Raw genomic sequence first — 23,001 nt, 5'->3', positions numbered from 1 at the left:
ACGCGGGTATCAAGGTCAAGTCGGTTGCAGAACTGGTCGAGAAACTGAAAAACGAAGCGAAGGTAATCTGACTATGACTATCTTGGTAATCGCCGAACACGACAACAAGGTCGTGGCCCCGGCCACCCTGAACACCGTGGCGGCTGCCGCGAAAATCGGTGGCGATATTCACCTGCTGGTTGCAGGCCAGGGCGTGGGTGCCGTGGCTGAAGCTGCCGCGAAAATCGCTGGCGTGTCGAAAGTACTGGTGGCTGACAACGCCGCCTACGCACATCAACTCCCCGAGAATATTGCCCCTCTGGTGGCAAACCTGGTGCTTGAACAACACACGATTTTCAGCCATGTCCTGGCTTCGGCCACGTCAAACGGCAAGAACATCCTGCCACGGGTTGCCGCGCAGTTGGACGTTGACCAGATCTCCGAGATCATCTCGGTGCAAAGCGCTGACACCTTCAAGCGTCCGATCTATGCCGGTAACGCCATTGCCACCGTGCAATCGAACGCCGCCGTCAAGGTCATCACCGTGCGCGCCACCGGTTTCGACCCGGTTGCCGCTGAAGGCGGTTTGGCCGCGGTTGAAGCCGTTGCCGCTGCTCACGATGCAGGCAAGTCGTCGTTCGTCTTTGAGTCGCTGGCCAAGTCCGACCGTCCTGAACTGACCGCTGCCAAGATTGTCGTTTCCGGCGGTCGTGGCATGCAGAACGGTGACAACTTCAAGCACCTGTATACCCTGGCCGACAAGCTCGGTGCCGCGGTGGGGGCTTCCCGTGCTGCGGTCGACGCCGGTTTCGTACCGAACGACATGCAGGTCGGCCAAACCGGCAAGATCGTCGCGCCACAGCTGTACATCGCCGTCGGTATCTCCGGCGCGATCCAGCATTTGGCCGGTATGAAGGACTCCAAGGTGATCGTTGCGATCAACAAGGACGAAGACGCACCGATCTTCCAGGTCGCCGATTACGGTCTGGTGGCGGACTTGTTCGAAGCTATCCCCGAAATGGCCGCCCTGGCCTGATCAGCGACCGACAGGAGCAATGTGAATGAGCAATGTCGATTTTTCAGCCTGGATCGGCCGTCGTCAGGAAAGCCAGGATCGGATCAGCTTCAACCTGGTAAAACGCATAGCCGCGACTTTGGGCGAGGAGCCCCCCCTGCCGGGTGAACCGTTGCCGCCCTTGTGGCACTGGGCGTTCTTCCAGGAACCAGTTGTCGCAGGCGAACTGGGTCCTGACGGCCATCCAGCGCTCGGTGGTTTCCTGCCTCCGGCTCATAACCGTAATCGCATGTGGGCGGGTAGCCGACTGGAGTTTTACCAGCCATTACTGGTAGAGGCCAAGGTGTCTTGCATCTCGACCATCACCCATGTTGAAGAAAAACACGGGCGTACCGGTTCCTTGCTGTTTGTCACCGTACGCCATGTGTATTTCCAGGACGGCCAGCGTGCCCTGCAGGATGAGCAGGACATCGTCTACCGGGAGCCCTCGCCACCCAAGTTCAGCGGCGCCGAAGCGCTGCCCGAAGGGCAGTGGCAGGAACCGGTCGAGCCCTCCCCGACCTTGCTGTTCCGCTACTCCGCGGTCACCTTCAATGGCCACCGCATTCACTATGACTGGCCTTACGTCACAGAGACTGAAGGTTATCCGGGCCTGGTGGTGCACGGCCCGTTGATCGCTACCCTGAACTTGCAGGCCTTTACCAAGGCGCACCCGACCGCACACCTGAAGCGCTTCAGTTTCAGAGGTGTACGCCCCCTCATTTCACCGCAACCTTTTGAGGTGGGCGGACGATTGCTCGACAGCGGCAAGGCGCAAGTCTGGGCAGGCAATCAGGACGGCACCGCACAGATCGGAGAAATCGAGTTCAGCGAGGGAGAGGCACCATGAGTACGTCAATTGTCCGCTCCGCCCTGTTTGTTCCGGCCACGCGACCAGAGCGCATCCCAAAAGCCATCGCCAGCGGCGCTGACCGGGTCATTGTCGACTTGGAGGATGCCGTGCAGGAAACCCTCAAGGAGCAGGCCAGAGACAACCTGGAGCGTTTTCTGAGCGACAGCCCCGAAGTACGGATTCTGGTTCGTGTGAATGCCCCGGGGCACTGGGCGCATGCTGCGGATCTGGACCTGTGCCGACGCCATGCGGGTGTAATCGGTATCTTGCTGCCCAAAGCCGAAAGCGCGGCGCAAGTGCTCACTGCGGGCCAGACCGGCAAACCGATCTGGCCGATCATCGAGAGTGCCAGGGGCTTGGTTGCTCTCAGCTCCATTGCCAGCGTCCAAGGCGTTGAGCGCTTGTCGTTTGGCAGCCTCGATCTGGGACTGGACCTGAGTTTGACCACTGGCAGCCGTGCCGCAGAAGAAATCCTTGGCCAGGCCCGCTATGCCGTATTGCTGAATACTCGAGTGGCTGGACTCTCCCCGGCACTGGACGGCGTATTTCCGTCCATCCAGGACAGCGCAGGCCTGCACACCGCCGTCCAACTTGCCCGTGACATGGGCTTTGGTGGTGCGCTGTGTATCCATCCGACCCAGGTGACCATTATCCATCAGGCGCTGAAACCCAGTCGTGAGGAATTGGTTTGGGCACAACGCATCCTCGAGGCCGCCGGCTCAGGTGAAGGCGTCTTCGTACTGGATGGGCAAATGATCGATGCGCCGGTCATGGGCCGCGCGCAATCCATTCTGGCCCGCGCGACCTGATTCCACAGAGCCCCACGATATAGCCCAATGCAAGATTAATATTCATTTTAAGTATTACAAATCAATTTTATAGTGCGTTTAAATCTATTCAGTCTTTTTAAACAACTGCCTGAGTAATCGCCTTTGAAAAAAACAGTCCTTCTACCGCTGGGTCTCGCTCTGCTTGCGAACTGCTCACTGGCACTGGCCGGCTCCACCCTTGATCGAGTGACAAAAAAAGGTGAGCTCGTCGGTGTCTTGATGGAAAGCTACCCGCCCTTCTCCTTTCTCAACGATCAAAACCAGCTGGATGGTTTTGACGTCGATGTCGCCAAGGCCGTGGCACAGCGTCTTGGGGTAAAGCTGCATCTGGAAACCCCTTCATGGGATGTGATCGCGGCAGGCCACTGGAGCGGACGCTATGACATATGCGTCTGCTCGATGACCCCGAGCAAGGCACGCGCTGAAGTATTTGATTTCCCGGTGGAGTATTACCAGTCGCCGGCGGTCATTGTGGTGAACGCCAAGAACAATGACATCGCCTCGGGCAAGGACCTCTCGGGCAAGAAAGTCGGCGTGATCAGCGCCTCGACCTACGAGGCCTACCTGAACAAGGATCTGGTGATCGAGGGTGCCGAGGACAAACCCCTGAAGTACCCATTCGATCAGGTCCAGGTCGCGCCCTACGACAATGAAACGGTGGCCTTCCAGGACCTCGCCCTGGGAACCGGCGTGCGTCTTGACGCCATGGTCACCAACCTCATCACCGCCCGCGAACGGATTGCCCAGGACCCTCGCTTCAAGATTGCCGGCGACACCTTGTATGCGGAACCCAACGTCGTGGCCGTCGAAAAAGGCGATGCGCAATGGAATGCCAAGGTCACTCAGATCGTTTCCCAGCTTAAAGCCGACGGGACACTCAGCAAGATTTCGCAGAAGTGGATCGGTGCCGATATCAGCCAATGACAGCCTTTGAGCCAACCCCCACGCCCGTGACTTCGGCAACCGACAGCAAGCCGCGCCGCTGGCACCCTCTATTGAGTTTCCGGGCCCGGCTGTATCTGACCTGGGCGGTCATGCTCGGACTGTGCGTGCTGTTTTTCATGAGCTTCGATCTGAAGTTCTCGATCATTCTGGATAAATGGCCGAACCTGGTCGGCCTGCGCCTGGGACCGAACGGCTTTCTGCAGGGGGCGGCACTGACGTTGTTCCTGTGCTTCTGTTCGATCTGGCTGTCGCTGCTACTGGGCTTCGTGACGGCCTTGGCACGCTTGTCATCCAGCGCGGTAGCCTTCGGCGTGGCCAGTTTCTACGCCTCGTTTTTCCGCGGTACGCCCCTGCTGATCCAGATACTGCTGATCTACCTGGGCCTGCCGCAACTGGGTGTGGTGCCCGGGGCGATCAGCGCGGGCATCATTGCGCTTTCGCTGAACTACGGCGCCTACCTCAGCGAGATCTTTCGCGCGGGCATCATGGCCGTGGCACCCGGTCAGCGGGAAGCGGCAGCCGCCCTCGGCCTGCGCCCCACGGCGACCTTCCTGCACATCGTCCTGCCGCAAGCGATGCGCACGATCATTCCGCCGACCACCAGCCAGTTCATTTCCATGCTCAAGGACTCCTCGCTGATCTCGGTCATGGGCGTCTGGGAAGTGATGTTCCTGGCGCAGTCGTATGGCCGCTCCTCCTATCGCTATATCGAAATGCTCACCACCGCCGCAGTCATCTATTGGCTGCTCTCCATCGGCCTGGAGCTGATACAGGTACGCCTAGAGCGCCATTACGGCAAAGGGTTCAAGAACCAGCGGTGAGTCCACCCCTTCAACGACTTTTTCAGGAACGAAGATGTCCGATCCAAAACCTCTATTGTTTGCCCTCTACGAACAAGCCAGTGTCGGCTGCGGCGGTGCGCCAAGTCTCTGGACGCACCCGGCCGACGAACGCCTGGCCATCAACTCCCTGGGCTACTGGACAAACCTGGCGCGCATTGCCGACCAGGCCAACCTCGACATGCTGTTCTTCGGCGACGTGCTGGGCTTCTACGACGTCTTTGGCGGCAACGCCGATGCCGCGATGAAATGGGCCGTGGAGGCGCCGGCCAACGATCCGCTGATGATCATTCCGGCCCTGGCAGCGGTCACCGAGCATCTGGCCTTCGGTGTCACGGTCACCACCAGCTACGAACACCCCTTCACCCATGCCCGGCGCTTCAGCACCCTGGATCACCTGACCAACGGCCGCGTGGGCTGGAACATCGTGACCTCCTATCTCTCCAGTGCCGCGCGTAATTTCGGCCTGGAACAGATGATCAAACACGATGACCGCTATGAACGCGCCGAAGAGTTTCTCGATGTGGCGTACAAACTCTGGGAAGGCAGCTGGGCCGACGATGCCGTGGTGGCCGACAAGGCTCGCCAAGTGTATGCACGGGGTGACCGGGTACGGCCGATCAATCACGTGGGCGAGCATTATCGAGTGGCCGGACCGCATCTGACCTCGCCGTCGCCACAGCGCACACCGCTGCTGATCCAGGCCGGCTGGTCGGGTCGGGGTCGTGAATTCGCGGCCAAGCATGCCGAGCTGATTTTCATCGCCAAATCCAACCCCCATGAAATTCGTCAGGGGCTGGAAGACATCTGGGCCAAGGCCCAGGCACGCGGCCGTGAGCGTGAGGATGTGAAGTCCCTGACCGTGCTGCGGATTGTCACCGCCAAAAGCGAGATTGAAGCCCAGCGCAAATATGATGTTTTGCAAAGCAACTACCATCTTCAGGCGCAACTGGTCAGCTATGCCGGCGACACCGGTATCGATATCAGCCGCTATGCCGACAGTGATGCACTGTCGACCCATACCGAAGGCTTGACGTCCTACGTCATGCACCCCGATGGCAGTGGCAAACCTTTGACGGCAGGCGACGTAAAACAGCGCTTTGCCAAGGTCACCCGCGGCAGCGACCTGATCCTGGTCGGCACCCCGCAACAGGTCGTCGACCGGATCGAGGAGCATGCACGTATCTCCGGCACCAGCGGCTACATGATCAATCCGTTGATCAGTCCCGGCTCGCTTGAAGACTTCGTGGAGTTGATCATTCCTGAATTGCAAAAGCGCGGCCTCTACAGAACCCAGCCCCATAGCGGAACCTTCCGGTCCAGGCTGAGGGAAGATGGCAGCAACCATTTACCCGACTCGGCCTACGGAGCATCATTTCGTTTCGGCAGGAAGCTCTAGGGCATAGGAAGGTACGACTCATGGCTCGCGACCCCGGACTCGAAGAACTGATGCGTGACCAACTTTCCATCGTGGAAGGATTGTCGGAAAAAGCCATGTTCGGGGGGCTGGCCTGGTTGATGAACGGCCATTTGTTGTGCGCCGCGCGGAATGACGGCGCGCTGATCCGGCTGGGCAAGGATTACGACCGAGAGGTACTGGCTATCAGCGGCATCACCCCGATGATCTCAAGAGGACGCATCATGGAGGGTTGGCTGCGCGTTGAATCGGAAACCTTCGCTGACGACTTGCTGGCACAGAAGCTTTTGGCAGAGGCTGTCGCGTTTGTCCGAACCCTTCCTCGGAAAAAATAAGCGTCCCGACCCACCACGCAAAGCAAGGACGGCTAAATTCGATCGATGCCCCATGCTCCTGCGCAGCGCGCTTGCGCAGTACCAGGCGCGTCGACATAAGAAGGCTCAGAGACCTTACTGGTTGTCCTGGCGAAACGGTTCCTCAACACTCGCCACTGGAACCTGAAATGCCAAAGCTTGGAGCCATAGGTGGGCACCACGAGCGAAAGACCTCGGCCATCACACAGGCAGTAGCTACATTTTTGAGGTCTGGCCTGCCGAACGAGAACAACCTTGAGCGGTTAGCAAAATCATCCGCGCCGACGAACGTCGCGCGGACTGATCTTATGCGCCGACTCAGTTCAATTTGTTCGTCTTCCCTGAGCACGATGCCCTGAGAGCTCATGTGATCACTAGTCATCCCAACATAGAAAAAGCGACTACTAGTATTTTCTTTACAATTTGTGGATCCTCACCACGAGAGATCTGTGACGAAGCATTACTTAACTGTGCATCGATATAGGCAGATGCAAACTCTGATGACATGTCTGCAGAAAACTCACATTTGGCCTTTGAACGTTCCACCCATTTCCAGTAAGCAGTTGATGCTTGCGCCTGAATGAAATCAATTTGTGCTCGTGCTGCTTCACCCAAGTGCGTGCGTGATTCGCGCATTTTTATCAAAAGGCATCCCTTTGGGATCTCTTGACTATCACTAACCGAGGTGGCAAATGACACTAAGTTGTCAAGCGCCTCTCGAAACGGCATTTCTGTATTTAACATCTGCAGCACAGGATCTAGCACCTGCTCCTGATATTTAAGAATAACAGCTTTCATCAAGCCATCTTCATTCCAAAATTCACGATAAAGACCTGGCTTCGATATATCACATCTTCTGCAAATTTCATTAAGGGATAAGTTGCCTATGCCCTCTTTCCAATAGGCATCCATTGCCACATCCAAAACGTGATCACGGTCCAGGGTCTTAGGTCGTCCCCTTGAAGGCTTTGTTGGATTTGAGCTCATTTCGTACCACCTGGTATTTTAACTTGACATGCGATGCCCTGCCACCTTATTGTACCAGTCGGTATTTAATTGACAAGCCACCAGGAAAGAAAATATGAGTGACGCACAAAAAAACGTAATCATCACAGGTAGCAGCAGTGGATTTGGCCTAAAAGCAGTGAAAGATTTTGCAGATAAGGGCTACCGAGTGTTCGCCACCATGCGTGGCACAGAAGGCAAGAACGCCGCAGTCAAGACCGAGCTGGAAGCGTATAGCAAGCTCATCCATGTTGTAGATATGGATGTCACCAGCGACGAATCCGTCAAAACAGCCATTGAAAGTTTGCTGGCTAAAGCGGGCAAGATTGATATTTTGATTAACAATGCAGGCGTAATGTACCTTGGCATTACGGAGGCATTTAGTATTGCCCAAGCCAGGGAACAGATGGAAACCAACTACTATGGCGCTATGCGCATTATACAGGCTGTCTTGCCCGCTATGCGGGAAGCCAAGTCCGGTCTGATCATTAACACCTCATCAATGGTCGGCCAGATTTCGGCGCCGTATTTCTCTACATACGCCGCCACCAAGCATGCTTTGGAAGGCTACGTCCAAGGCTTACGTTACGAAGTGGCGCCCTTCGGCATTGATATTGCCATCGTGCAACCAGGCCCGTTCCCTACAGGTCTAAGTGCAGGAGGGCAAGAGCCTTCCCGTATTGACGTGCTGGACAGCTATGGTGAATTAGCAAAGATACCTGCCGCTATGTTCGCAGAGTTCGCGAAATTTATGCAGTCTGACCAAGCACCAGATCCACAGTTGGTCGTAGATACTTATTTAGCGCTAGCAGATATGCCTGCTGGCAAACGCCCTACACGCACAGCGGTCGGCATGGTTTGGGGTGTTGATGAAATTAACGCTGCCAAGCAACCCATTCAAGACCGTGTTTTAAAAGAAATGCAACTAGAAAATATTTTAGGCGGTGCTGACGTCTAATCTCCAGTATCAGGGCAAGCTGTTTCTTGCCCTGTATCAGCCATATTACAATCGCATTCTTCCTCGGGAGGCGTTCAGTAGCAGTTCTAAGGCAAGATGACTCGGCAATGGCACACCTATAGAGAGCTCGTAAAGAGCAAGGTTGGACAAGGTCGCTGGCATCCATTTCGCCTTATGGGATTAGCCGTTCAGCCATAAGACAGACCTAGAACCGAGTCCGTGGTCAAACCCGCGACCACAGACTCGTTGTCAGATTGCGGCCCTCTGCACGCACCTCTCCGCGATTGGTTTGCCAGATCCCTCACGGGCAAATGCGGAGAAAAAGCGCAGGTCTTCCCAATCAAGCAAATTGAACCCCAGGCAGAGGCATGGGGGGACCGACGCACGAGGATAGCGATCAAAAGTTCGCCGGTGTGTTGGCGCTGATGATCTCGGCTTCATCCTGGCCGATGTTGCGAAAGCTATGGGGGAGCGTCGTCGGAAAGTAATACCCGTCCCCGGCCGTCAGCACGCTGATCTTGCCGTCCACCGTCAGCTCAATCGTGCCGCGCGTGACCAACCCGCACTCCTCGCCGATGGCATGCACGATCGGCTCTGCCCCTGAGCCTGCCCCGGGGGCGTACTGCTCGCGCAACATGCGCATTTGCCGACCAGGCACCTGGGCACCGACCAGCAGCAACCTGAGTCCGTCACGGCCCAGATCAGGTTGTTCGTTGGCGCGGAAGATATAGCGCTGCTCCTCCACGGGCTGATCGAAGGAGAAGAAGTCCGCCAAGGTCATGGGAAACCCCTCGAGGAGTTTTTTCAGCGAACTGACCGAGGGGCTCACGCGATTTAATTCGATCAACGAAATCGTTCCATTGGCCAGGCCACTGCGCCTGGCCAGCTCCCGCTGGGATATCTTGTAACTTTCTCGTACAAGCTTGAGTCGTGAACCGGTATCCATGACAGCCCTATTCAGAACCTGAGGGTTGCGAGGGGCGGCCTGCTGGTGTCGTACGAAAATATTTCCGCGCCCCCAAATTGTCGCCTGATTAGACCATGTTTGCAGGCGCGGAACCTAGCCGCCCGAGTCATGTCATGGTTCGACGAGCGGCATGCGCAGACGCTACAGCCCGGCGCTTTCGTCAGGATTGTTGGGGTTTGCTCTCTTCCTGCCACAATAAGTCGGTGTCTTTGAACCTGTAGCGCTGGACAGGCACACGCGTACAGATCCGGTCCTTCTGCAACGGATCACTCAGGTCCACGAGTTTGGGTGTTATATGGACATTCAAGACCGGCACATAGAACAGCTTCACCTTGGGGGTCAAGAGCGAATGACTGTTCTGTTCAACAACGACGCCAATGCGGCCACTTTTCAGTTGAACAAGCGACCCCACGGGATAAATACCCACGCACTTCAAGAAAGCTCGAAATACTTCATCGTCAAAGTGCCCTTCCCACGATGACATTTTCTGGACCGCAACGGCTGGATCCCAGCCCTCGTTATAAGCACGATCGGAGGTGATCGCGTCATAGACATCACAAACAGCGGCCATCCGGGAAAAGAGGCTGATCTGCTCACCGGCCAATTGATGCGGGTAGCCCTGGCCATCGAATCTTTCGTGATGGTGCAGGCATACATCCACAACCATTTCGCACACCTGCGAGGTGGCCGACAGTGTTTTTTCTCCTTCCAGAGGGTGGGTACGAACCAACTGCAATTCCTCGTCGGTCAATCGCCCGGGTTTGTTGAGGACGGCGCCAGGGATAGCCATTTTTCCAATATCGTGCAACAGGCCGGCGAGCCCCACTCTGCGGATCAATGCTTCAGGCAGGCCCAGTTGATTGCCCAAGGCGATCATCAGGGCGCAGACGGCAACCGAATGCATATAGGTGTAATCATCAAGACTTTTCAGACGAGCCAGGCTGATAAACGCGTCGGGGTGGCGTGAAATCGAACTGGAAATGTCATCGACAAGTGCACCGATGCTTTCCAGTTCCAGGGCACGGCCCATGCGCGCGTGCCTGAACATCTCAACCACGGCGGCGCGGGATTTTGCGCAGAGGCTCCTGGCGGCAACCAGCTCGTCGTTCATCGCTATTCGCGGGGGCTGCGGGGAACTGGAAGCGTCATGGGGAGAGGCTGAGGCTGATAAAACGCTGCTGTCTGGCGTTTCACTGGCGCACCCCATCACGCAATCAACTTCCAACTCGGAGTGAGTGGGTCGATCCCTCCAAAAAGGCCTTGCCTCGCTGTCGGGCGCCGCCTGACAGAACTCATGACATTTCAACATGACCTGCCCTCGTTGAATTTTATTCTATGGCACTTCTAACAGTGTCAAAGCCGGGGTAGGTCATGCCTTTTCGCCCACCGCCGCTCTCTCGGTCGGGGCATCTCCTTGTCGGCGTACCGACATCTCGACTGCCTGGGAAAGATACTGGCCCAACAATGGCACCCTCACCATCGGTGAATCCCTATTCCGGGATAGGAACAACGGAAACAGGGTAGGAAAATCCCTACACCACCGTGAAAATCCGCTTATCGACAAGCTGTAAATCATTATCGAATGTATACAGATGGGGGACACCGGTCGCCAACTCGTAGTCGATTATCTGTTCCGGCGTCATTTTCTCGATGTGCATGATGATGGAACGCAGGGAGTTTCCGTGGGCGGCGATCAACACGCTCTCACCGTTCTGCAGATGCGGGACAATTCGCGCCTGATAGTAAGGCAGGGTTCTGGCCGCGGTCATTTGCAGACTCTCGCCATTGGGAGGCGGAATATCGTAGCTGCGGCGCCACAGGTGCACCTGTTCCGCGCCGTAATGCTGGCTGGCCCAGTCTTTTTGCAGGCCTTGCAGATCGCCGTAGTAACGCTCGTTGAGCTTTTCCGAGACGTGGATTTTCAGTTCGTTCGCATCGCCGTCGGTCGGCATGAAATGCTCATACCACTCACTGCTCTGTTCATGCACCCGCACATATTGATCACAATGGCGATTCTGCCTGAGGATCTCATACAGGCTGTCCTGTGCCCGTAACAGGGTGGAGGTAAAGGCCACATCAAAATGCTCCTCCCTCAGCAACGCCCCCGCCCGTTGCGCCTCAAGCACGCCCTGCTGGCTGAGCGAAACATCCACCCAACCGGTAAACCGGTCTTGCAGGTTCCAGATCGACTGGCCATGCCTGACCAGGAACAACCGGCTCACAATGCTTGCCTTTGCGATTTGCCCACATAGGCCCCGATGCCCGCGTCGATGGCGACCAGTGCCGTGTCAGGTTGCTCGATCAGGGGCTGATCGAGCGCCGCCTGATGGCCCGTGCCCTGCCCCGTAAACGTTGGCATGTTCATCTCAATGTCTCTCCACTTGATGGAGTCCGGCTGTATCAACCCCACCCGTGATCATGGACTCCAGATTGAGAAGATAGCCTAGCAGCACGTACAGGATACCCCCGCGTCGATGCCAAATTACTGAAGTGTTGTGCTGCCAATCTATTGATCCGCAAACGCGGCGACACCACGCACGCGCAAGACACGACATCGGGATCGACCTCAACAAGGCATTGTTGATTTAGCTCAATGATTTTCCGGGGCTCAGGCGTAGAAGAGATTGACGGGTTCTCGTGACCCTCCCCCGTGCATCAGCCAGAGGACACCCTCATGAGCGATTTGAGTCTGCGCAATACCATAATGGAAGAGCTTGAGTTCCACCCCGAAATCGACGCCGCCAATATTGGCGTGGCGGTGGACAACGGTGTTGTCACGCTCTCCGGTCATGTCAAAAGCTACGCTCAGAAAGTCAGCGCCGAACAGACGGTCAAAAGCGTCAGGGGCGTTCGCGCGGTGGCGGAAGAAATACAGGTAAGGCTGGCCAAAGGCGCCGGCATGGACGACGACACCATCGCCAACCGCGCCTTGAATATCATCACCTGGAGCTCCGATATTGCCGAAGACGCCGTCAAGGTCATTGTGCAGAAAGGCTGGATCACCCTGGAAGGCGAAGTGGACTGGCAGTATCAGAAAGAAACCGCTGAACGGGCCGTGCGCAAGCTGTCCGGTGTGCTGGGTGTGAACAACCAGATCACCCTGCGCGCGCGGGTGGACGTCGTCGATATCCAGCAACGCATCGAAGAAGCCCTCAAGCGCAATGCCGAGCTCGATGCCAAGGGCATTCACGTCGAGGTCGATGGCGATGTCGTGAAGCTCGAAGGCAAGGTTCATCTATGGCGTGAACGCCAGTTGGCCGCACGGGCAGCCTGGTCGGTGCCAGGCGTGAGAAAAGTACAGGATCACTTGCTGATTGCCTGATTCAATCGCCCGGAGGACAGCCATGCCGGATGCAGTCGTTCACTTGAGCCGTATCAGCATCGAGTTCAGCCAGGAATGTGGCGTCCCGGTGGTTGGATGCTTATGGGCAACCCCATGAACAACATGGCCGGCTTCTCGAACATGGGGGTCATCGTGTCAGTACGGGGCAGCGTCGTCGATATTCACTTCGATTCCCTGCTTCCGCCGATACACTCGCTGTTGCATGCCGGAGTGGACGGCAAGGTTTTTATTGAAGTCTTTGCCCAGCTCGATGCACAACGGGTGCGTGGCATCGCCCTGACCCCCACCCAGGGACTCGCCCGGGGTATGCCGGTTGCGGATAGTGGCGGGCCGCTATTGGCCCCCATTGGCAAGGAAATCCTGTCACGGATGTTCGATGTCTTCGGCAACGCCATCGACCGGCTGCCGGCACCCGAGGTGGATTGGCGCAGCGTGCATTGCCCACCGCCTCCGCTCGCGCACCGTACGACCCAATCCGAAGTCTTCGAGACCGGCGTGAAAATCATTGACGTCCTGATGCCACTGGAACGCGGCGGCAAGGCCGGGTTGTTTGGCGGTGCGGGAGTCGGCAAGACAGTGCTGCTGACCGAGATGATCCACAATATGGTCGGCCAGCACGAAGGGGTCAGCATCTTCTGTGGCATTGGCGAGCGCTGTCGCGAGGGCGAAGAGCTTTATCGCGACATGAAGTCGGCCGGCGTGCTCGACAACATGGTGATGGTGTTCGGCCAGATGAACGAGCCACCGGGTGCCCGCTTCCGGGTCGGCCATGTGGCGCTGACCATGGCCGAGTATTTCCGCGACGATGAACATCGTGACGTGCTGTTGCTGGTCGACAACATCTTCCGCTTCATTCAAGCCGGCATGGAAATCTCCGGGCTGATGGGGCAGATGCCCGCCCGCCTGGGCTATCAGCCGACCCTGGGGACCGAGCTGGCCCAACTGCAAGACCGTATCGCCAATACCGACTCCGGTGCCATCACCTCGATCCAGGCGGTGTACGTCCCGGCGGACGACTTCACCGATCCGGCCGCGATGCACACCTTCTCGCACCTGTCGGCGTCCATCGTGCTTTCGCGCAAACGGGCCAGCGAGGGGCTCTATCCCGCCATAGATCCACTACAGTCAAACTCGAAGATGGCGACGCCCGGGGTTATCGGCACGCGACATTACGCACTGGCCCAGGAGATCCGCCGCACGCTGGCGCAATATGCCGATCTCAAGGACATCATCGCCATGCTCGGCCTCGAACAATTGTCGAGCGAAGACCGCAATGTGGTGGCGCGTGCACGCCGGCTGGAGCGTTTTCTCACCCAGCCGTTTTTCACCACGGAACAGTTCACCGGCATGCAGGGCAAACTGGTCAGCCTCAAGGACGCCCTTGACGGCTGCGAGCGTATCCTGCGGGATGAGTTCAAGGATGTGCCGGAGGCGGCGCTGTACATGATTGGCCGCATCGACGAAGCCATGGACAAGCACGTCCCGGAGGTGGGAAATGCCGTCAACCCGCATGCATCTTAAGATTCTGCTGCCCTTCAAGGTCTTCGCCGAGGAGCACGAGGTCCTGCGCATCGTTGCTGAATCACTCAGTGGCGCCTTTGGCCTGCTGCCCAACCGGCTCGACTGCGCCGCGGCCCTGGTGCCGGGCATCCTGACCTATGAAACGAGGGAGGGAGGCGAAGTCTGCCTGGCGGTCGACGAAGGCGTGCTGGTTAAAACCGGTGGCGAAGTCCTGGTGTGCGTGCGCGATGCGATCGGCAATATGGACCTTGCGCAGCTGCGCCAGGTGATCGAACGGGAGTTCCTCAGCCGGCACGAGCAAGAGCAAAGCGTTCGTTCGGCCTTGGCTAAACTGGAAAGCAGCTTCATTCGCCGCTTCGCCGCCCTGCATCATGAGTGACGACGAGAAAAAGCCGACACCCGGCGAAAAGGCCTTCAGCCAGCAAGTCGGCAGCAAGGCGGCCCGCAAACTCAAGGCTCAACGCCATAGGACGCGGACCGTCTGGTCAGGCCTGGGGATGATGGGGCTGATCGGCTGGTCGGTGGTGATTCCCACCCTGCTCGGCGCGGCCGCCGGCCTGTGGCTGGATGGGCGCTACCCGGGCGGGCGCTCATGGACGCTGGCACTCATGGCCGCCGGCCTGGTGCTGGGCTGTTTCAATGCCTGGCATTGGGTCGCCAAGGAAGAGCGCGAAATACACGAACAGGAGACCGATGACGATGAATGAACTAAACCTCCTGGCGCCCCTGCTGGCCGGTGTGGTGCTGGGGGTCGTGTTTTTTGGCGGCCTGTGGTGGACGGTTCGGCGGGCGATGGCGTCGCCGTGGGTCGGCCTGTGGTTTTTTGCCAGCCTGCTGGTGCGTACGGCCATTGTGCTGGTGGGTCTCTACCTGGCCTGTGGCGACACCTGGCAACGCTGGCTGGCCGCCTTGTCCGGCTTTGTCGTGGCACGCCTGCTCATTATGCGGCTCTCGCGCCCGGCAGTGGTGAACCTGGAGGGTGACCATGCACCTTAGTCCGGACGACATCGTGCTGTGGCAATACGGCCTGTTCAAGATCAACGCGACCATCGCCTTCACCTGGGGCCTGATGCTGGTGCTGACACTGGGTTCCCATCTGATCACCCGACGTCTGGCGACAGGGCTGGAGCGCAGCCGCTGGCAGAACCTGCTGGAAATTGTCGTGACCGGCATCGTCACGCAGATCGGCGAAGTCGGCCTGGTCCAGCCACGCAAATACCTGGGGTTTCTCGGCACCCTGTTCCTTTTCGTGGGAACGGCCAGCCTCTTCACCATCGTGCCCGGCTACGAGCCACCAACCGGCTCCCTGTCGACCACCGCGGCACTGGCTATTTGCGTGTTTATCGCCGTGCCGTTGTTCGGTATCGCCGAAAGCGGCGTGGCTGAATACCTGAACGCCTACCTGAAACCGACGGTGATCATGCTGCCGTTCAATATCGTCAGCGAATTGTCGCGCACCCTGGCACTGGCGGCCCGGCTGTTCGGCAACATGATGAGCGGCACGATGATCCTGGCCATCCTGCTGACCATCACCCCCTTCATCTTTCCCGTGCTCCTGAGTGCCCTGGGACTCTTGACCGGCATGGTCCAGGCCTACATTTTCAGCATCCTGGCGGCGGTCTACATCGCCGCGGCAACCCGCTCGCGCAAATCACCCAGAACCCCTGAACCTGCCTCAACCACATGACCCCCCCGGAAGGCGTGACCATGGACAGCATGACAATTATCGCAGTGGCTTCGATCATTACCTCGGGCCTGACCATCGCCATCGGCAGTATCGGCCCGGCGCTCGGCGAAGGTCGCGCGGTGGCCACCGCGCTCAGCGCCCTGGCGCAACAACCCGACGCATCGGCCACCATTACCCGCACCCTGTTTGTCGGCCTGGCGATGGTCGAGTCGGTGGCCATCTATTGCTTCGTCGTCTCGATGATCCTGATTTTCGCCAATCCATTCTGGAGCCACGCCATCGCCCAGGTCGCTGGAAAGTAGATCATGCTTATCGACTGGTTCACTGTCGGCGCACAGATCCTCAACTTCCTGATTCTGGTCTGGTTGCTCAAGCGCTTTCTCTATCGTCCGATACTCAACGCCATCGACGCCCGTGAACAGCGTATCGCCAGGGAACTGGCGGACGCCGATGCGAAAAAAGCCGAGGCCGGACAGGAGCGTGAAGCATTCCAGCGCAAGAACGCCGACTTCGACAGGGAACGCGCGGCATTGCTCAGCCAGGCAACCGACGCGGCGAACAGCGAGCGCCAGCGTCTGCTGGATGCCGCACGCCAGGAAGCCATCAACCTGGGCGCCCGGCAACAGGACAGCCTGCGCAGTGAGGCCCAGGCCCTGCACCAGGCAATCTTTCGCCGTACGCAACAGGAGGTCTTCAGCATTGCGCGCAAGGCATTGAGCGATTTGGCCGGCGTGACGCTGGAAGAGCAAATGGTCGCCACTTTCATAGAGCGCCTGCGGACCCTGGCTTCAGATGAAAAGCAAAAGCTGGCCGGCGCCCTGCGGAACAAGGCCCTGCCGATAGTCGTGCGTAGCACCTTCGAGCTATCGGCGGCGCATCGCGCCAGCCTCGAAGCGGAACTCCAGGCACTGCTCGGAAGCGCCACCCAGGCCCGTTTCGAAACGGCTCCGGAGCTGGTCAGCGGCATCGAGCTGTGCACCGACGGACAAAAGGTGGCGTGGAGCATCGCGCACTACCTGACGGAGTTGGAAAGCAGCGTCGGCGATCTGCTGGCGGTCAATACCCCGGCCAAGGTTCTCTCCGACAAGGAAGCCCCCCATGCCCGATGAACGGCTGGAGAATGTCCTGGAGCAGACCTTTGCCCGCATACGGGAGGCGACCGAGGCGTTTGTGCCGCCGCTGGCCCCCCGAGAGATCGGGCAGGTGCGCAGCGTCGCTCCGGGGATCGCCAAGGTGAGCGGCCTGCCCGGTGTCGGTTTCGAGGAGGTGCTGATATTTCCGCACGGGATCAAGGGCATCGCCTTCAATATCGACGAAGATGAAATCGGCGTGGTCCTGCTCGGCGACTACTGGGAGCTGCAGGCCGGCGACCCGGTCGAGCGTGGCGGGCATGTCGTCGATGTGCCGGTCGGGGAGGCACTGCTGGGACGTACCATCGATCCGACAGGACGCCCCCTGGATGACCTCGCGCCGCTACCGCCAGGACCGCGCCTGCCGCTGGAACGACCGGCCGCGCCGATCATGGACCGGGCTCCGGTCAGCGTGCCGCTGCAAACCGGCATCAAAGTGATCGATGCGCTGATTCCGGTCGGGCGTGGGCAACGGGAACTGATTCTCGGCGATCGGCAGACCGGCAAGACGACCATTGCGCTCGATACCATCATCAATCAGCGCGACAAGAACGTCATTTGTGTCTATTGCGCCATTGGCCAACGTGCTTCCGGCGTCGCCAAACTTATCGACACGCTACGGGAAAAGGGCGCCCTGCCCTACACCGTGGTGATCGTCAGCGAGGGCAACAACGCCCCCGGGCTGGCCTATATCGCCCCCTACGCCGCAACCAGCATTGCCGAGTACTTCATGGAACAGGGCCGCGACGTGCTGGTGGTCTACGACGACCTGACCCAGCACGCGCAAGCCTATCGGGAGCTGTCACTGCTGCTGCGCCGGCCCCCTGGGCGTGAAGCCTTTCCTGGCGATATTTTCTATATCCATTCGCGTCTGCTCGAACGCAGCACCCATCTGCGTCCGGAACTCGGCGGGGGTTCGCTGACCGCCTTGCCGATCATCGAAACCGCCGCCCAGGACATTTCCGCTTATATTCCGACCAATCTGATTTCCATCACCGACGGCCAGATCTATCTGTCGCCGACACTGTTTGAACTCGGGGTACTGCCGGCGGTGGACGTCGGCAAGTCGGTTTCACGGGTCGGTGGCAAGGCGCAAAGCGCGGCCTACCGGGCCGTCGCCGGCGACCTGAAACTGGCCTACGCCCAGTTCGAGGAACTCGAGACCTTCGCCCGCTTTGGCGCCCGCCTCGATGAGGCCACCCGCAAGCTGATCGAGCATGGCCGGCGTATTCGCGCCTGCCTCAAGCAGCAGGAGTTCTCACCCCTGTCGACCTCCGTGCAAATCACCGTTTTACTGGCCTTGACCGCGGGACTGTTCGATCCGGTACCGCTGACCCGGATGGCGGATGCCGAGCAGGCCGTCCGGGCCGCGGCCGCCACGCTTCCCGCCGCGCTCGGCGCGAGCCTGGCAGGCACCGATAAACTGAGCGATGCCGACAAACAGCTGATGACCGAACTCGCCAGGCAGGCCGTGGCGCAATTCCTGGCGACGCCCGATAACCCGGTGTCGTCATGAGCGACACCGGCGCCAGCCTGCGGCGCAAGATCGCCAGTGCCGGCGATCTCGAATCCGTGGTGCGCACGATGAAAGCGATGGCGGCGTCGAACATCAGTCAATATGAGAACGCCGTGCGCTCGCTGGAGGACTATGACCGAACGGTGCAACTCGGCCTGCTGGCCTGTTTCCGCCAGCGCCAATCCGGCGCTTTGGGCCGGAGCAAACAGCAGGACCCGGGGACGGTCTGCGCGGTGGTGTTCGGCTCCGATCAGGGACTGGTCGGCCAGTTCAACGATGCGCTCGCCGAGTTTGTGCTTGAAACACTGGATCCACTGCCAAACAGAAAAATGCTCTGGGTGGTGGGCGAGCGTATCCAATCACGCCTTGCCGACAGTCCATTGAACACTTCCAGCCGCTTTATCCTGCCGAACGCTATCGTCGAGATCACACCCCTGGTCAGCCAGATTCTGCTTGAGCTTGAAAGCCAGCGTGAACGGGGCGAAATCGGCCAGGTCTACCTTTTTCACAACAGGCCAAAACCTGGGGCACTCTACGAATCGGTCAGCCAGCGCATGCTGCCATTGGACGATGCCTGGCAACGCCAGCTGGCCAGCAGGCCCTGGCCCACCAATAACCTTCCCGAAGTACAGCAAAATGGCGAGCAGGTTTCGCTCGCGTTTATTCGCGAGTATCTGTTTGTCTCGCTGTTCCGTAGCTGCGCGGAGTCATTGGCCAGCGAAAATGCCAGCCGTCTGGCGGCCATGCAGCGGGCAGAGAAAAACATCGGCGAACTGCTGAAAACCCTGGGGGACGATTTTCACCGACTGCGCCAGGACAGCATCGACGAAGAGCTGTTCGATGTGGTCTCCGACTTCGAGGCCTATGACCACTGACCGGGCCTCAACGCTGCCAGGCGATCAGCGCATTTTCCGCCGGCAGAAAGGCCTCCGGGTGCCAGGCGCGAACCCGTGGGGTGTAATCCTCCAGGGGTCGCGTGACAGCCATCGAGAGGGAAAAGATATAACCGTGGACGGCGCCGGGAATCGGGCCGCTGGCGGTCATCGGCAGGCACAGCGCCGGGGACTCGTCGCGCAAGGCGGCACAGAGCTCCACCTTTACCCATTCCGGGGCGATCTCCCCCAGATAGACAGGCACGCTGATATGTAGCTGATCGCCGTCGCGATGTGCATCGAGCGTACCAAAATGTATGTTGTCCCACCCCGCGCTCAGCGCCTTCTGCCACGCCTGAAGCCCACGGGCGAGCCCGGCCTGGTCCTCGCGGCGGCGTCGGAACGCCTGAATCGCCGGTTGGTAAAAACGCTCCAGGTATTCGAGCAGCATGCGGTTACTGCTGAACTGCGGCCCCAGTTGCGACATGCTGGCCCGCATGCGTTGCACCCAGGCACGGGGAATGCCCTGGGTGTCGCGGGTGTAGAAGGACGGCACGACCGCGTCCTCGAGCAAGCGGTACAAGCACTCGGCATCGACCACATCGTCGCTGGGCCCGTCAGTGCCGATGGCCCAGCCGCAATCGGGCTGGTAGGCCTCCGCCCACCAGCCGTCGCGTTCGGACAGGTTCAATCCGCCATTGACCAACACCTTCATGCCGCTGGTACCGCAGGCTTCCCAGGGGCGTCGTGGTGTATTGATCCAGACATCGACGCCCTGTACCAGATGCTGGGCCAGTTCGAGGTCGTAATCCTCCAGGAACACCACGTGCCGGCGCAGACCAGGACGATGAACGAAGTCCATCCAGGCCTGGATCAATTGCTTGCCCTGCTCATCATCGGGATGGGCCTTACCCGCGATGATCAGCTGGACCGGACGCTGCTCATCGGTGAGCAGACGCGTCAGGCGCTCCGGGTCATGCAGCAGCAGATTCGGGCGCTTGTAGTCAGTGAAGCGCCGGGCGAAACCGAGCGTGAGGCAATTGGGATCGAGCACCTGCGCGGCCTCTTCAACCTGCTGCACGGACTCGCCACGCTGCCCAAGATGCCAGGCCAGACGCTGACGCGCGTACTTCACCAGATCAAGGCGTTGCTCGCCGGCCATGGTCCACAGGGCCTGGTCGTCGCTGTCGGAAAGCGGCCCGGGGAGCGACTCCACGCTACCGAGCCAACGCTCCTTGCCGCAGCAGGTGGTCCACAGGTGATCGGACCAGACCGAGTCCCAGGAAGGCACATGGACGCCGTTGGTCACATGCCCCACGGGTACTTCCTGAAACGGCCAGCGTGGATACAGATCGCTGAACAGACGACGGCTGACCTCACCATGCAGGCGACTCACCCCATTGCACTGGGCGCAGCCACGCAAGGCGAGAAAAGCCATGTTGAACGGCTCGTCGTCATCCAGCGGATCACGCCGACCCAATGCCAGCAGTTCGCGTAATGAAAGATCACAGTCTTCGAGGTAGGGACGCGCGTACTTGCCGATCAGCGCGGCGGGGAAGACATCAAAACCCGCCGCCACCGGCGTATGCGTGGTGAAGACATTCCCGGCACGCGTCGCCCACCAGGCTTCCCGGAACGAAACGCCCATCTTGTGCATGAAGCAGCGGGCCCGCTCCAGCACCAGCAGTGCGGCATGCCCCTCGTTCAGGTGGCACACGTCCACGTCGATCCCCAGGGCTTCGAGTACCGTCCAGCCGCCGATGCCGAGCACCACTTCCTGGAGCAAGCGCATTTGCGAACCGCCGCCGTACAATTTGGAGGTGATCCCGCGGTCGCCGGCGCCATTGAGCAGATCGTTACTGTCCAGCAGATACAGGCGCGTACGTCCGACGATGGCCTGCCACACCCGCAAATGCAACGTGCGCCCCGGAAGTTGCAGCGCGACTTTCAGCCAGGCGCCGTCGCTGCCAATAGCCGGCTGGATCGGCAGGCTGGTCGGGTCGTTGTAGGGATAGGCCTCATGCTGTCGACCGGCCGAGTCGATGCTTTGCCGGAAATAACCTTCCTGGTAGAGCAAGCCCACTCCGACTACCGGGGCGCCCAGGTCGCTGGCCGTCTTGAGATAATCCCCGGCCAGCACACCGAGTCCGCCGGCGTAGAGTGGAAAGGCCTCGCTCAGGCCAAACTCCATGCTGAAGTATGCGATCCGCGCCGAATCGGCGGGCGCCGACTGCTGTGCATACCAGCCCGGCTCACCGAGATAACGCCGGTGCTCTTCGATGGCCTGTGTGAGTGTCTGCGAGAACGAGGTATCCCGACAGAGCGCCTCAAAACGCTGCGGCGACGCGTTCTGCAGAATCATCCAGGGATTATGGGTACGCTCCCATAGCATTGGATCGATCGCTTCCCAGAGACCGTCGAGTGCGTGATTCCAGGTCCAGCGCAGGTTGAGCGCAAGCTCGGTCAATATGAAGAGTTGCTCCGGCAACTCCCGTGGCGAGAACGCGTACACATCGACACCTCAATGCAATAGTCGTTGCCAGGCACTGATGGAGTGCAAGCACGAGCGCACACTATCGGAGTCGGAGGACTTTCCGGCTTGATCTACATCAAGTCGAATGGATCCCATGAGCGACTCGAGGGTTTGAGCCGCCCTGCACGTCACCTGAGGGTCAAGGGCCTACCCTAGTACCCGATGACTCAGCCGTCTTGCCGTCCAGGCCACTGCGACTGCAATGGCCCCGGCGATCAGTCCCACGGTGGCCTGGATCAAATAGTTCTCCAACCAATGCTTGATGGCCGGCTTGACGATCCATTCAGGTCCACCGTGAACCGCTTCCGCAATGAACGCCCCTCCGACAAAAAACATGGCGATGGTGCCCACCCACGACAGCAGTTTCATCAGCTTGGGCGCGGCCGATATCAGCCAGCCGCCCATCCGGCGAAGCATTGCCGAGAAATGACCGGGGTGGGTGATCTTGCGCAGCCGCAGTCCGAGGTCATCCAGCCGAACGATGCCAGCCACCAACCCGTACACACCAAACGTCACCAGCAAGGAGATCAACACAAGTGTTATCAACTGCTGCACGAAAGGCGCCTCAGCCACGACATTGAGGGTGATCACCACGATCTCGGCGCTCAGGACAAAGTCGGTCACGATGGCGCCTTTCACCTTCTTCGCCTCGTAGACCTTTGCCTCGGCTTCATTGAGCCTCTTTACCTTTCGTGCTTCATCCTGGCCGCCATGGGGACTCAACTTCTCGATAAGCGACTCGATACCTTCATAGCAGAGGTAGATCCCGCCAATCACCAGCAACCAATGGACCAGCGCAGGGGCCAGGTAATTGAGCCCCAGCGCCAGCGGGACAAGAATCGCCTTGTTGACCAGGGAGCCCTTGCACACGGCCCACACCACTGGCAGCTCACGATCCGCCTTGAGCTCAACCACCTTCTCCGCGTTCACCGCCAGATCATCCGTCAGAACACTGGCGGTTTTCTTCACGGCGACCTTGCTCATCACCGATATGTCGTCCAACAAGGTTGCGATGTCATCGAACAACGCGAAAAAACTGCTACCTGCCATGGTTTCAACTCCTGAACCTAACCTGCCTGGACGGCGGGCCAAGTATAAGGTTCAGGGGCGTGATGAAGCGCTCTTTCTTCAATAGCGCTACAGGAAACGGAATCCGACTGCTGAGAAGCGCGCGCCATCGCTTTGATCGACGCTCCAGG

25 protein-coding genes are annotated in these 23,001 nt (G+C 59.1%); 18 read left to right on the top strand and 7 right to left on the bottom strand.

All coding sequences use genetic code 11. From position 1 onward, the window contains the following. Nucleotides 1-73 precede the first annotated feature (73 nt). From M5C71_RS25280 to M5C71_RS25250, 7 genes are all read left to right on the top strand, one after another. Nucleotides 74-1,015, top strand: a complete 942-nt coding sequence (locus M5C71_RS25280) for an FAD-binding protein (protein ID WP_248768978.1) — start codon at nucleotides 74-76, stop codon at nucleotides 1,013-1,015. A gap of 25 nt (nucleotides 1,016-1,040) precedes the next feature. Further along, entirely contained in the window at nucleotides 1,041-1,883 is an 843-nt protein-coding gene (locus M5C71_RS25275; protein ID WP_248768977.1) for a MaoC family dehydratase N-terminal domain-containing protein, read from the top strand. Beyond that, a complete protein-coding gene (locus tag M5C71_RS25270) occupies nucleotides 1,880-2,695 on the top strand; it encodes a CoA ester lyase (RefSeq protein WP_177098628.1) in 816 nt (271 codons plus the stop codon). Before M5C71_RS25275 ends, M5C71_RS25270 begins: the two co-directional genes overlap by 4 nt. A 123-nt stretch (nucleotides 2,696-2,818) precedes the next feature. Further along, a complete protein-coding gene (locus M5C71_RS25265) occupies nucleotides 2,819-3,640 on the top strand; it encodes a transporter substrate-binding domain-containing protein (protein ID WP_248768976.1) in 822 nt (273 codons plus the stop codon). Further along, nucleotides 3,637-4,482, top strand: a complete 846-nt coding sequence (locus M5C71_RS25260) for an amino acid ABC transporter permease (protein WP_103498184.1) — start codon at nucleotides 3,637-3,639, stop codon at nucleotides 4,480-4,482. The genes M5C71_RS25265 and M5C71_RS25260 overlap by 4 nt, the downstream gene beginning before the upstream one ends. A 34-nt stretch (nucleotides 4,483-4,516) precedes the next feature. After that, nucleotides 4,517-5,899 carry an LLM class flavin-dependent oxidoreductase gene (locus M5C71_RS25255; protein WP_152740790.1) on the top strand — a complete coding sequence of 461 codons (1,383 nt, stop codon included), beginning with the start codon at nucleotides 4,517-4,519 and terminating at the stop codon, nucleotides 5,897-5,899. A gap of 20 nt (nucleotides 5,900-5,919) precedes the next feature. Continuing rightward, nucleotides 5,920-6,252, top strand: coding sequence for a TfoX/Sxy family protein (locus tag M5C71_RS25250; RefSeq protein WP_248768975.1), 333 nt, complete (start codon nucleotides 5,920-5,922; stop codon nucleotides 6,250-6,252). A gap of 396 nt (nucleotides 6,253-6,648) precedes the next feature. Here M5C71_RS25250 and M5C71_RS25245 read toward each other — a convergent pair whose 3' ends face one another. Beyond that, nucleotides 6,649-7,257, bottom strand: coding sequence for a TetR/AcrR family transcriptional regulator (locus M5C71_RS25245; protein WP_103498181.1), 609 nt, complete (start codon nucleotides 7,255-7,257; stop codon nucleotides 6,649-6,651). Between the two features lie 94 nt (nucleotides 7,258-7,351). On the opposite strand from M5C71_RS25245, the gene M5C71_RS25240 reads away from it, so the two are divergent. Then, entirely contained in the window at nucleotides 7,352-8,233 is an 882-nt protein-coding gene (locus M5C71_RS25240; protein WP_177098632.1) for an SDR family oxidoreductase, read from the top strand. Nucleotides 8,234-8,630: 397 nt separating this feature from the next. Here the strand turns inward: M5C71_RS25240 and M5C71_RS25235 are convergent, their stop codons facing one another. The 4 genes from M5C71_RS25235 to M5C71_RS25220 all read right to left on the bottom strand — a co-directional run bounded on the left by M5C71_RS25235 (nucleotide 8,631) and on the right by M5C71_RS25220 (nucleotide 11,565). Beyond that, on the bottom strand, nucleotides 8,631-9,179 hold the full coding sequence (locus M5C71_RS25235) for a cupin domain-containing protein (RefSeq protein ID WP_103498179.1): 549 nt from the start codon (nucleotides 9,177-9,179) through the stop codon (nucleotides 8,631-8,633). 181 nt (nucleotides 9,180-9,360) lie between these two features. Next, complete coding sequence (locus M5C71_RS25230) at nucleotides 9,361-10,509, bottom strand: HD-GYP domain-containing protein (RefSeq protein ID WP_103498178.1); 1,149 nt, start codon at nucleotides 10,507-10,509, stop codon at nucleotides 9,361-9,363. A gap of 223 nt (nucleotides 10,510-10,732) precedes the next feature. After that, nucleotides 10,733-11,422: a 2,3-bisphosphoglycerate-dependent phosphoglycerate mutase gene (locus M5C71_RS25225; RefSeq protein WP_103498177.1), complete on the bottom strand. Its 690-nt coding sequence runs from the start codon at nucleotides 11,420-11,422 to the stop codon at nucleotides 10,733-10,735. Next, a complete protein-coding gene (locus M5C71_RS25220) occupies nucleotides 11,419-11,565 on the bottom strand; it encodes a hypothetical protein (protein WP_248768974.1) in 147 nt (48 codons plus the stop codon). Before M5C71_RS25220 ends, M5C71_RS25225 begins: the two co-directional genes overlap by 4 nt. A 309-nt stretch (nucleotides 11,566-11,874) precedes the next feature. On the opposite strand from M5C71_RS25220, the gene M5C71_RS25215 reads away from it, so the two are divergent. From M5C71_RS25215 to M5C71_RS25170, 10 genes are all read left to right on the top strand, one after another. After that, nucleotides 11,875-12,522 (top strand): BON domain-containing protein, encoded by a 648-nt coding sequence (locus M5C71_RS25215; RefSeq protein ID WP_103498175.1) that lies wholly within the window; start codon nucleotides 11,875-11,877, stop codon nucleotides 12,520-12,522. A gap of 114 nt (nucleotides 12,523-12,636) precedes the next feature. Continuing rightward, entirely contained in the window at nucleotides 12,637-14,064 is a 1,428-nt protein-coding gene (gene atpD, locus M5C71_RS25210) for a F0F1 ATP synthase subunit beta (RefSeq protein WP_248745736.1), read from the top strand. Then, nucleotides 14,054-14,443, top strand: coding sequence for a F0F1 ATP synthase subunit epsilon (locus tag M5C71_RS25205; RefSeq protein ID WP_152740889.1), 390 nt, complete (start codon nucleotides 14,054-14,056; stop codon nucleotides 14,441-14,443). The genes atpD and M5C71_RS25205 overlap by 11 nt, the downstream gene beginning before the upstream one ends. After that, nucleotides 14,436-14,771 carry an AtpZ/AtpI family protein gene (locus M5C71_RS25200; RefSeq protein WP_103498173.1) on the top strand — a complete coding sequence of 112 codons (336 nt, stop codon included), beginning with the start codon at nucleotides 14,436-14,438 and terminating at the stop codon, nucleotides 14,769-14,771. The genes M5C71_RS25205 and M5C71_RS25200 overlap by 8 nt, the downstream gene beginning before the upstream one ends. Further along, nucleotides 14,764-15,060, top strand: coding sequence for an ATP synthase subunit I (locus M5C71_RS25195; protein ID WP_248768973.1), 297 nt, complete (start codon nucleotides 14,764-14,766; stop codon nucleotides 15,058-15,060). The genes M5C71_RS25200 and M5C71_RS25195 overlap by 8 nt, the downstream gene beginning before the upstream one ends. Further along, a complete protein-coding gene (locus M5C71_RS25190; RefSeq protein WP_248768972.1) occupies nucleotides 15,050-15,751 on the top strand; it encodes a F0F1 ATP synthase subunit A in 702 nt (233 codons plus the stop codon). Before M5C71_RS25195 ends, M5C71_RS25190 begins: the two co-directional genes overlap by 11 nt. A 20-nt stretch (nucleotides 15,752-15,771) precedes the next feature. Beyond that, nucleotides 15,772-16,053 carry a F0F1 ATP synthase subunit C gene (locus M5C71_RS25185; protein WP_100943204.1) on the top strand — a complete coding sequence of 94 codons (282 nt, stop codon included), beginning with the start codon at nucleotides 15,772-15,774 and terminating at the stop codon, nucleotides 16,051-16,053. A 3-nt stretch (nucleotides 16,054-16,056) separates the two neighbouring features. Further along, nucleotides 16,057-16,860 carry a F0F1 ATP synthase subunit B gene (locus M5C71_RS25180; RefSeq protein ID WP_248768971.1) on the top strand — a complete coding sequence of 268 codons (804 nt, stop codon included), beginning with the start codon at nucleotides 16,057-16,059 and terminating at the stop codon, nucleotides 16,858-16,860. Continuing rightward, entirely contained in the window at nucleotides 16,850-18,397 is a 1,548-nt protein-coding gene (locus M5C71_RS25175; RefSeq protein WP_248768970.1) for an alternate F1F0 ATPase, F1 subunit alpha, read from the top strand. Before M5C71_RS25180 ends, M5C71_RS25175 begins: the two co-directional genes overlap by 11 nt. Next, nucleotides 18,394-19,272: a F0F1 ATP synthase subunit gamma gene (locus M5C71_RS25170; RefSeq protein WP_248768969.1), complete on the top strand. Its 879-nt coding sequence runs from the start codon at nucleotides 18,394-18,396 to the stop codon at nucleotides 19,270-19,272. Before M5C71_RS25175 ends, M5C71_RS25170 begins: the two co-directional genes overlap by 4 nt. 7 nt (nucleotides 19,273-19,279) lie before the next feature. Here the strand turns inward: M5C71_RS25170 and glgP are convergent, their stop codons facing one another. Next, nucleotides 19,280-21,781 (bottom strand): alpha-glucan family phosphorylase, encoded by a 2,502-nt coding sequence (glgP, locus tag M5C71_RS25165; RefSeq protein WP_248768968.1) that lies wholly within the window; start codon nucleotides 21,779-21,781, stop codon nucleotides 19,280-19,282. A 168-nt stretch (nucleotides 21,782-21,949) separates the two neighbouring features. Beyond that, complete coding sequence (locus tag M5C71_RS25160; protein ID WP_103498166.1) at nucleotides 21,950-22,852, bottom strand: DUF808 domain-containing protein; 903 nt, start codon at nucleotides 22,850-22,852, stop codon at nucleotides 21,950-21,952. Between the last annotated feature and the right edge of the window lie 149 nt (nucleotides 22,853-23,001).

Source organism: Pseudomonas sp. MWU12-2345, from assembly GCF_023242385.1.
Lineage (GTDB): Bacteria > Pseudomonadota > Gammaproteobacteria > Pseudomonadales > Pseudomonadaceae > Aquipseudomonas > Aquipseudomonas gingeri_D.
Note: the sequence above shows the minus strand (reverse complement) of the source record. Positions and strands in the feature narration are given on the sequence as shown.

Excerpts from the sequence above, each read along its gene's own strand:
- M5C71_RS25280 (WP_248768978.1), top strand. The coding sequence starts at position 74 with ATGACTATCTTGGTAATCGCCGAACACGACAACAAGGTCGTGGCCCCG.
- M5C71_RS25275 (WP_248768977.1), top strand. The coding sequence starts at position 1,041 with ATGAGCAATGTCGATTTTTCAGCCTGGATCGGCCGTCGTCAGGAAAGC.
- M5C71_RS25270 (WP_177098628.1), top strand. The coding sequence starts at position 1,880 with ATGAGTACGTCAATTGTCCGCTCCGCCCTGTTTGTTCCGGCCACGCGA.
- M5C71_RS25260 (WP_103498184.1), top strand. The coding sequence starts at position 3,637 with ATGACAGCCTTTGAGCCAACCCCCACGCCCGTGACTTCGGCAACCGAC.
- M5C71_RS25255 (WP_152740790.1), top strand. The coding sequence starts at position 4,517 with ATGTCCGATCCAAAACCTCTATTGTTTGCCCTCTACGAACAAGCCAGT.
- M5C71_RS25250 (WP_248768975.1), top strand. The coding sequence starts at position 5,920 with ATGGCTCGCGACCCCGGACTCGAAGAACTGATGCGTGACCAACTTTCC.
- M5C71_RS25245 (WP_103498181.1), bottom strand. The coding sequence starts at position 7,257 with ATGAGCTCAAATCCAACAAAGCCTTCAAGGGGACGACCTAAGACCCTG.
- M5C71_RS25240 (WP_177098632.1), top strand. The coding sequence starts at position 7,352 with ATGAGTGACGCACAAAAAAACGTAATCATCACAGGTAGCAGCAGTGGA.
- M5C71_RS25235 (WP_103498179.1), bottom strand. The coding sequence starts at position 9,179 with ATGGATACCGGTTCACGACTCAAGCTTGTACGAGAAAGTTACAAGATA.
- M5C71_RS25230 (WP_103498178.1), bottom strand. The coding sequence starts at position 10,509 with ATGTTGAAATGTCATGAGTTCTGTCAGGCGGCGCCCGACAGCGAGGCA.
- M5C71_RS25220 (WP_248768974.1), bottom strand. The coding sequence starts at position 11,565 with ATGAACATGCCAACGTTTACGGGGCAGGGCACGGGCCATCAGGCGGCG.
- M5C71_RS25215 (WP_103498175.1), top strand. The coding sequence starts at position 11,875 with ATGAGCGATTTGAGTCTGCGCAATACCATAATGGAAGAGCTTGAGTTC.
- atpD (WP_248745736.1), top strand. The coding sequence starts at position 12,637 with ATGAACAACATGGCCGGCTTCTCGAACATGGGGGTCATCGTGTCAGTA.
- M5C71_RS25205 (WP_152740889.1), top strand. The coding sequence starts at position 14,054 with ATGCATCTTAAGATTCTGCTGCCCTTCAAGGTCTTCGCCGAGGAGCAC.
- M5C71_RS25200 (WP_103498173.1), top strand. The coding sequence starts at position 14,436 with ATGAGTGACGACGAGAAAAAGCCGACACCCGGCGAAAAGGCCTTCAGC.
- M5C71_RS25195 (WP_248768973.1), top strand. The coding sequence starts at position 14,764 with ATGAATGAACTAAACCTCCTGGCGCCCCTGCTGGCCGGTGTGGTGCTG.
- M5C71_RS25190 (WP_248768972.1), top strand. The coding sequence starts at position 15,050 with ATGCACCTTAGTCCGGACGACATCGTGCTGTGGCAATACGGCCTGTTC.
- M5C71_RS25185 (WP_100943204.1), top strand. The coding sequence starts at position 15,772 with ATGGACAGCATGACAATTATCGCAGTGGCTTCGATCATTACCTCGGGC.
- M5C71_RS25180 (WP_248768971.1), top strand. The coding sequence starts at position 16,057 with ATGCTTATCGACTGGTTCACTGTCGGCGCACAGATCCTCAACTTCCTG.
- M5C71_RS25175 (WP_248768970.1), top strand. The coding sequence starts at position 16,850 with ATGCCCGATGAACGGCTGGAGAATGTCCTGGAGCAGACCTTTGCCCGC.
- M5C71_RS25170 (WP_248768969.1), top strand. The coding sequence starts at position 18,394 with ATGAGCGACACCGGCGCCAGCCTGCGGCGCAAGATCGCCAGTGCCGGC.
- M5C71_RS25160 (WP_103498166.1), bottom strand. The coding sequence starts at position 22,852 with ATGGCAGGTAGCAGTTTTTTCGCGTTGTTCGATGACATCGCAACCTTG.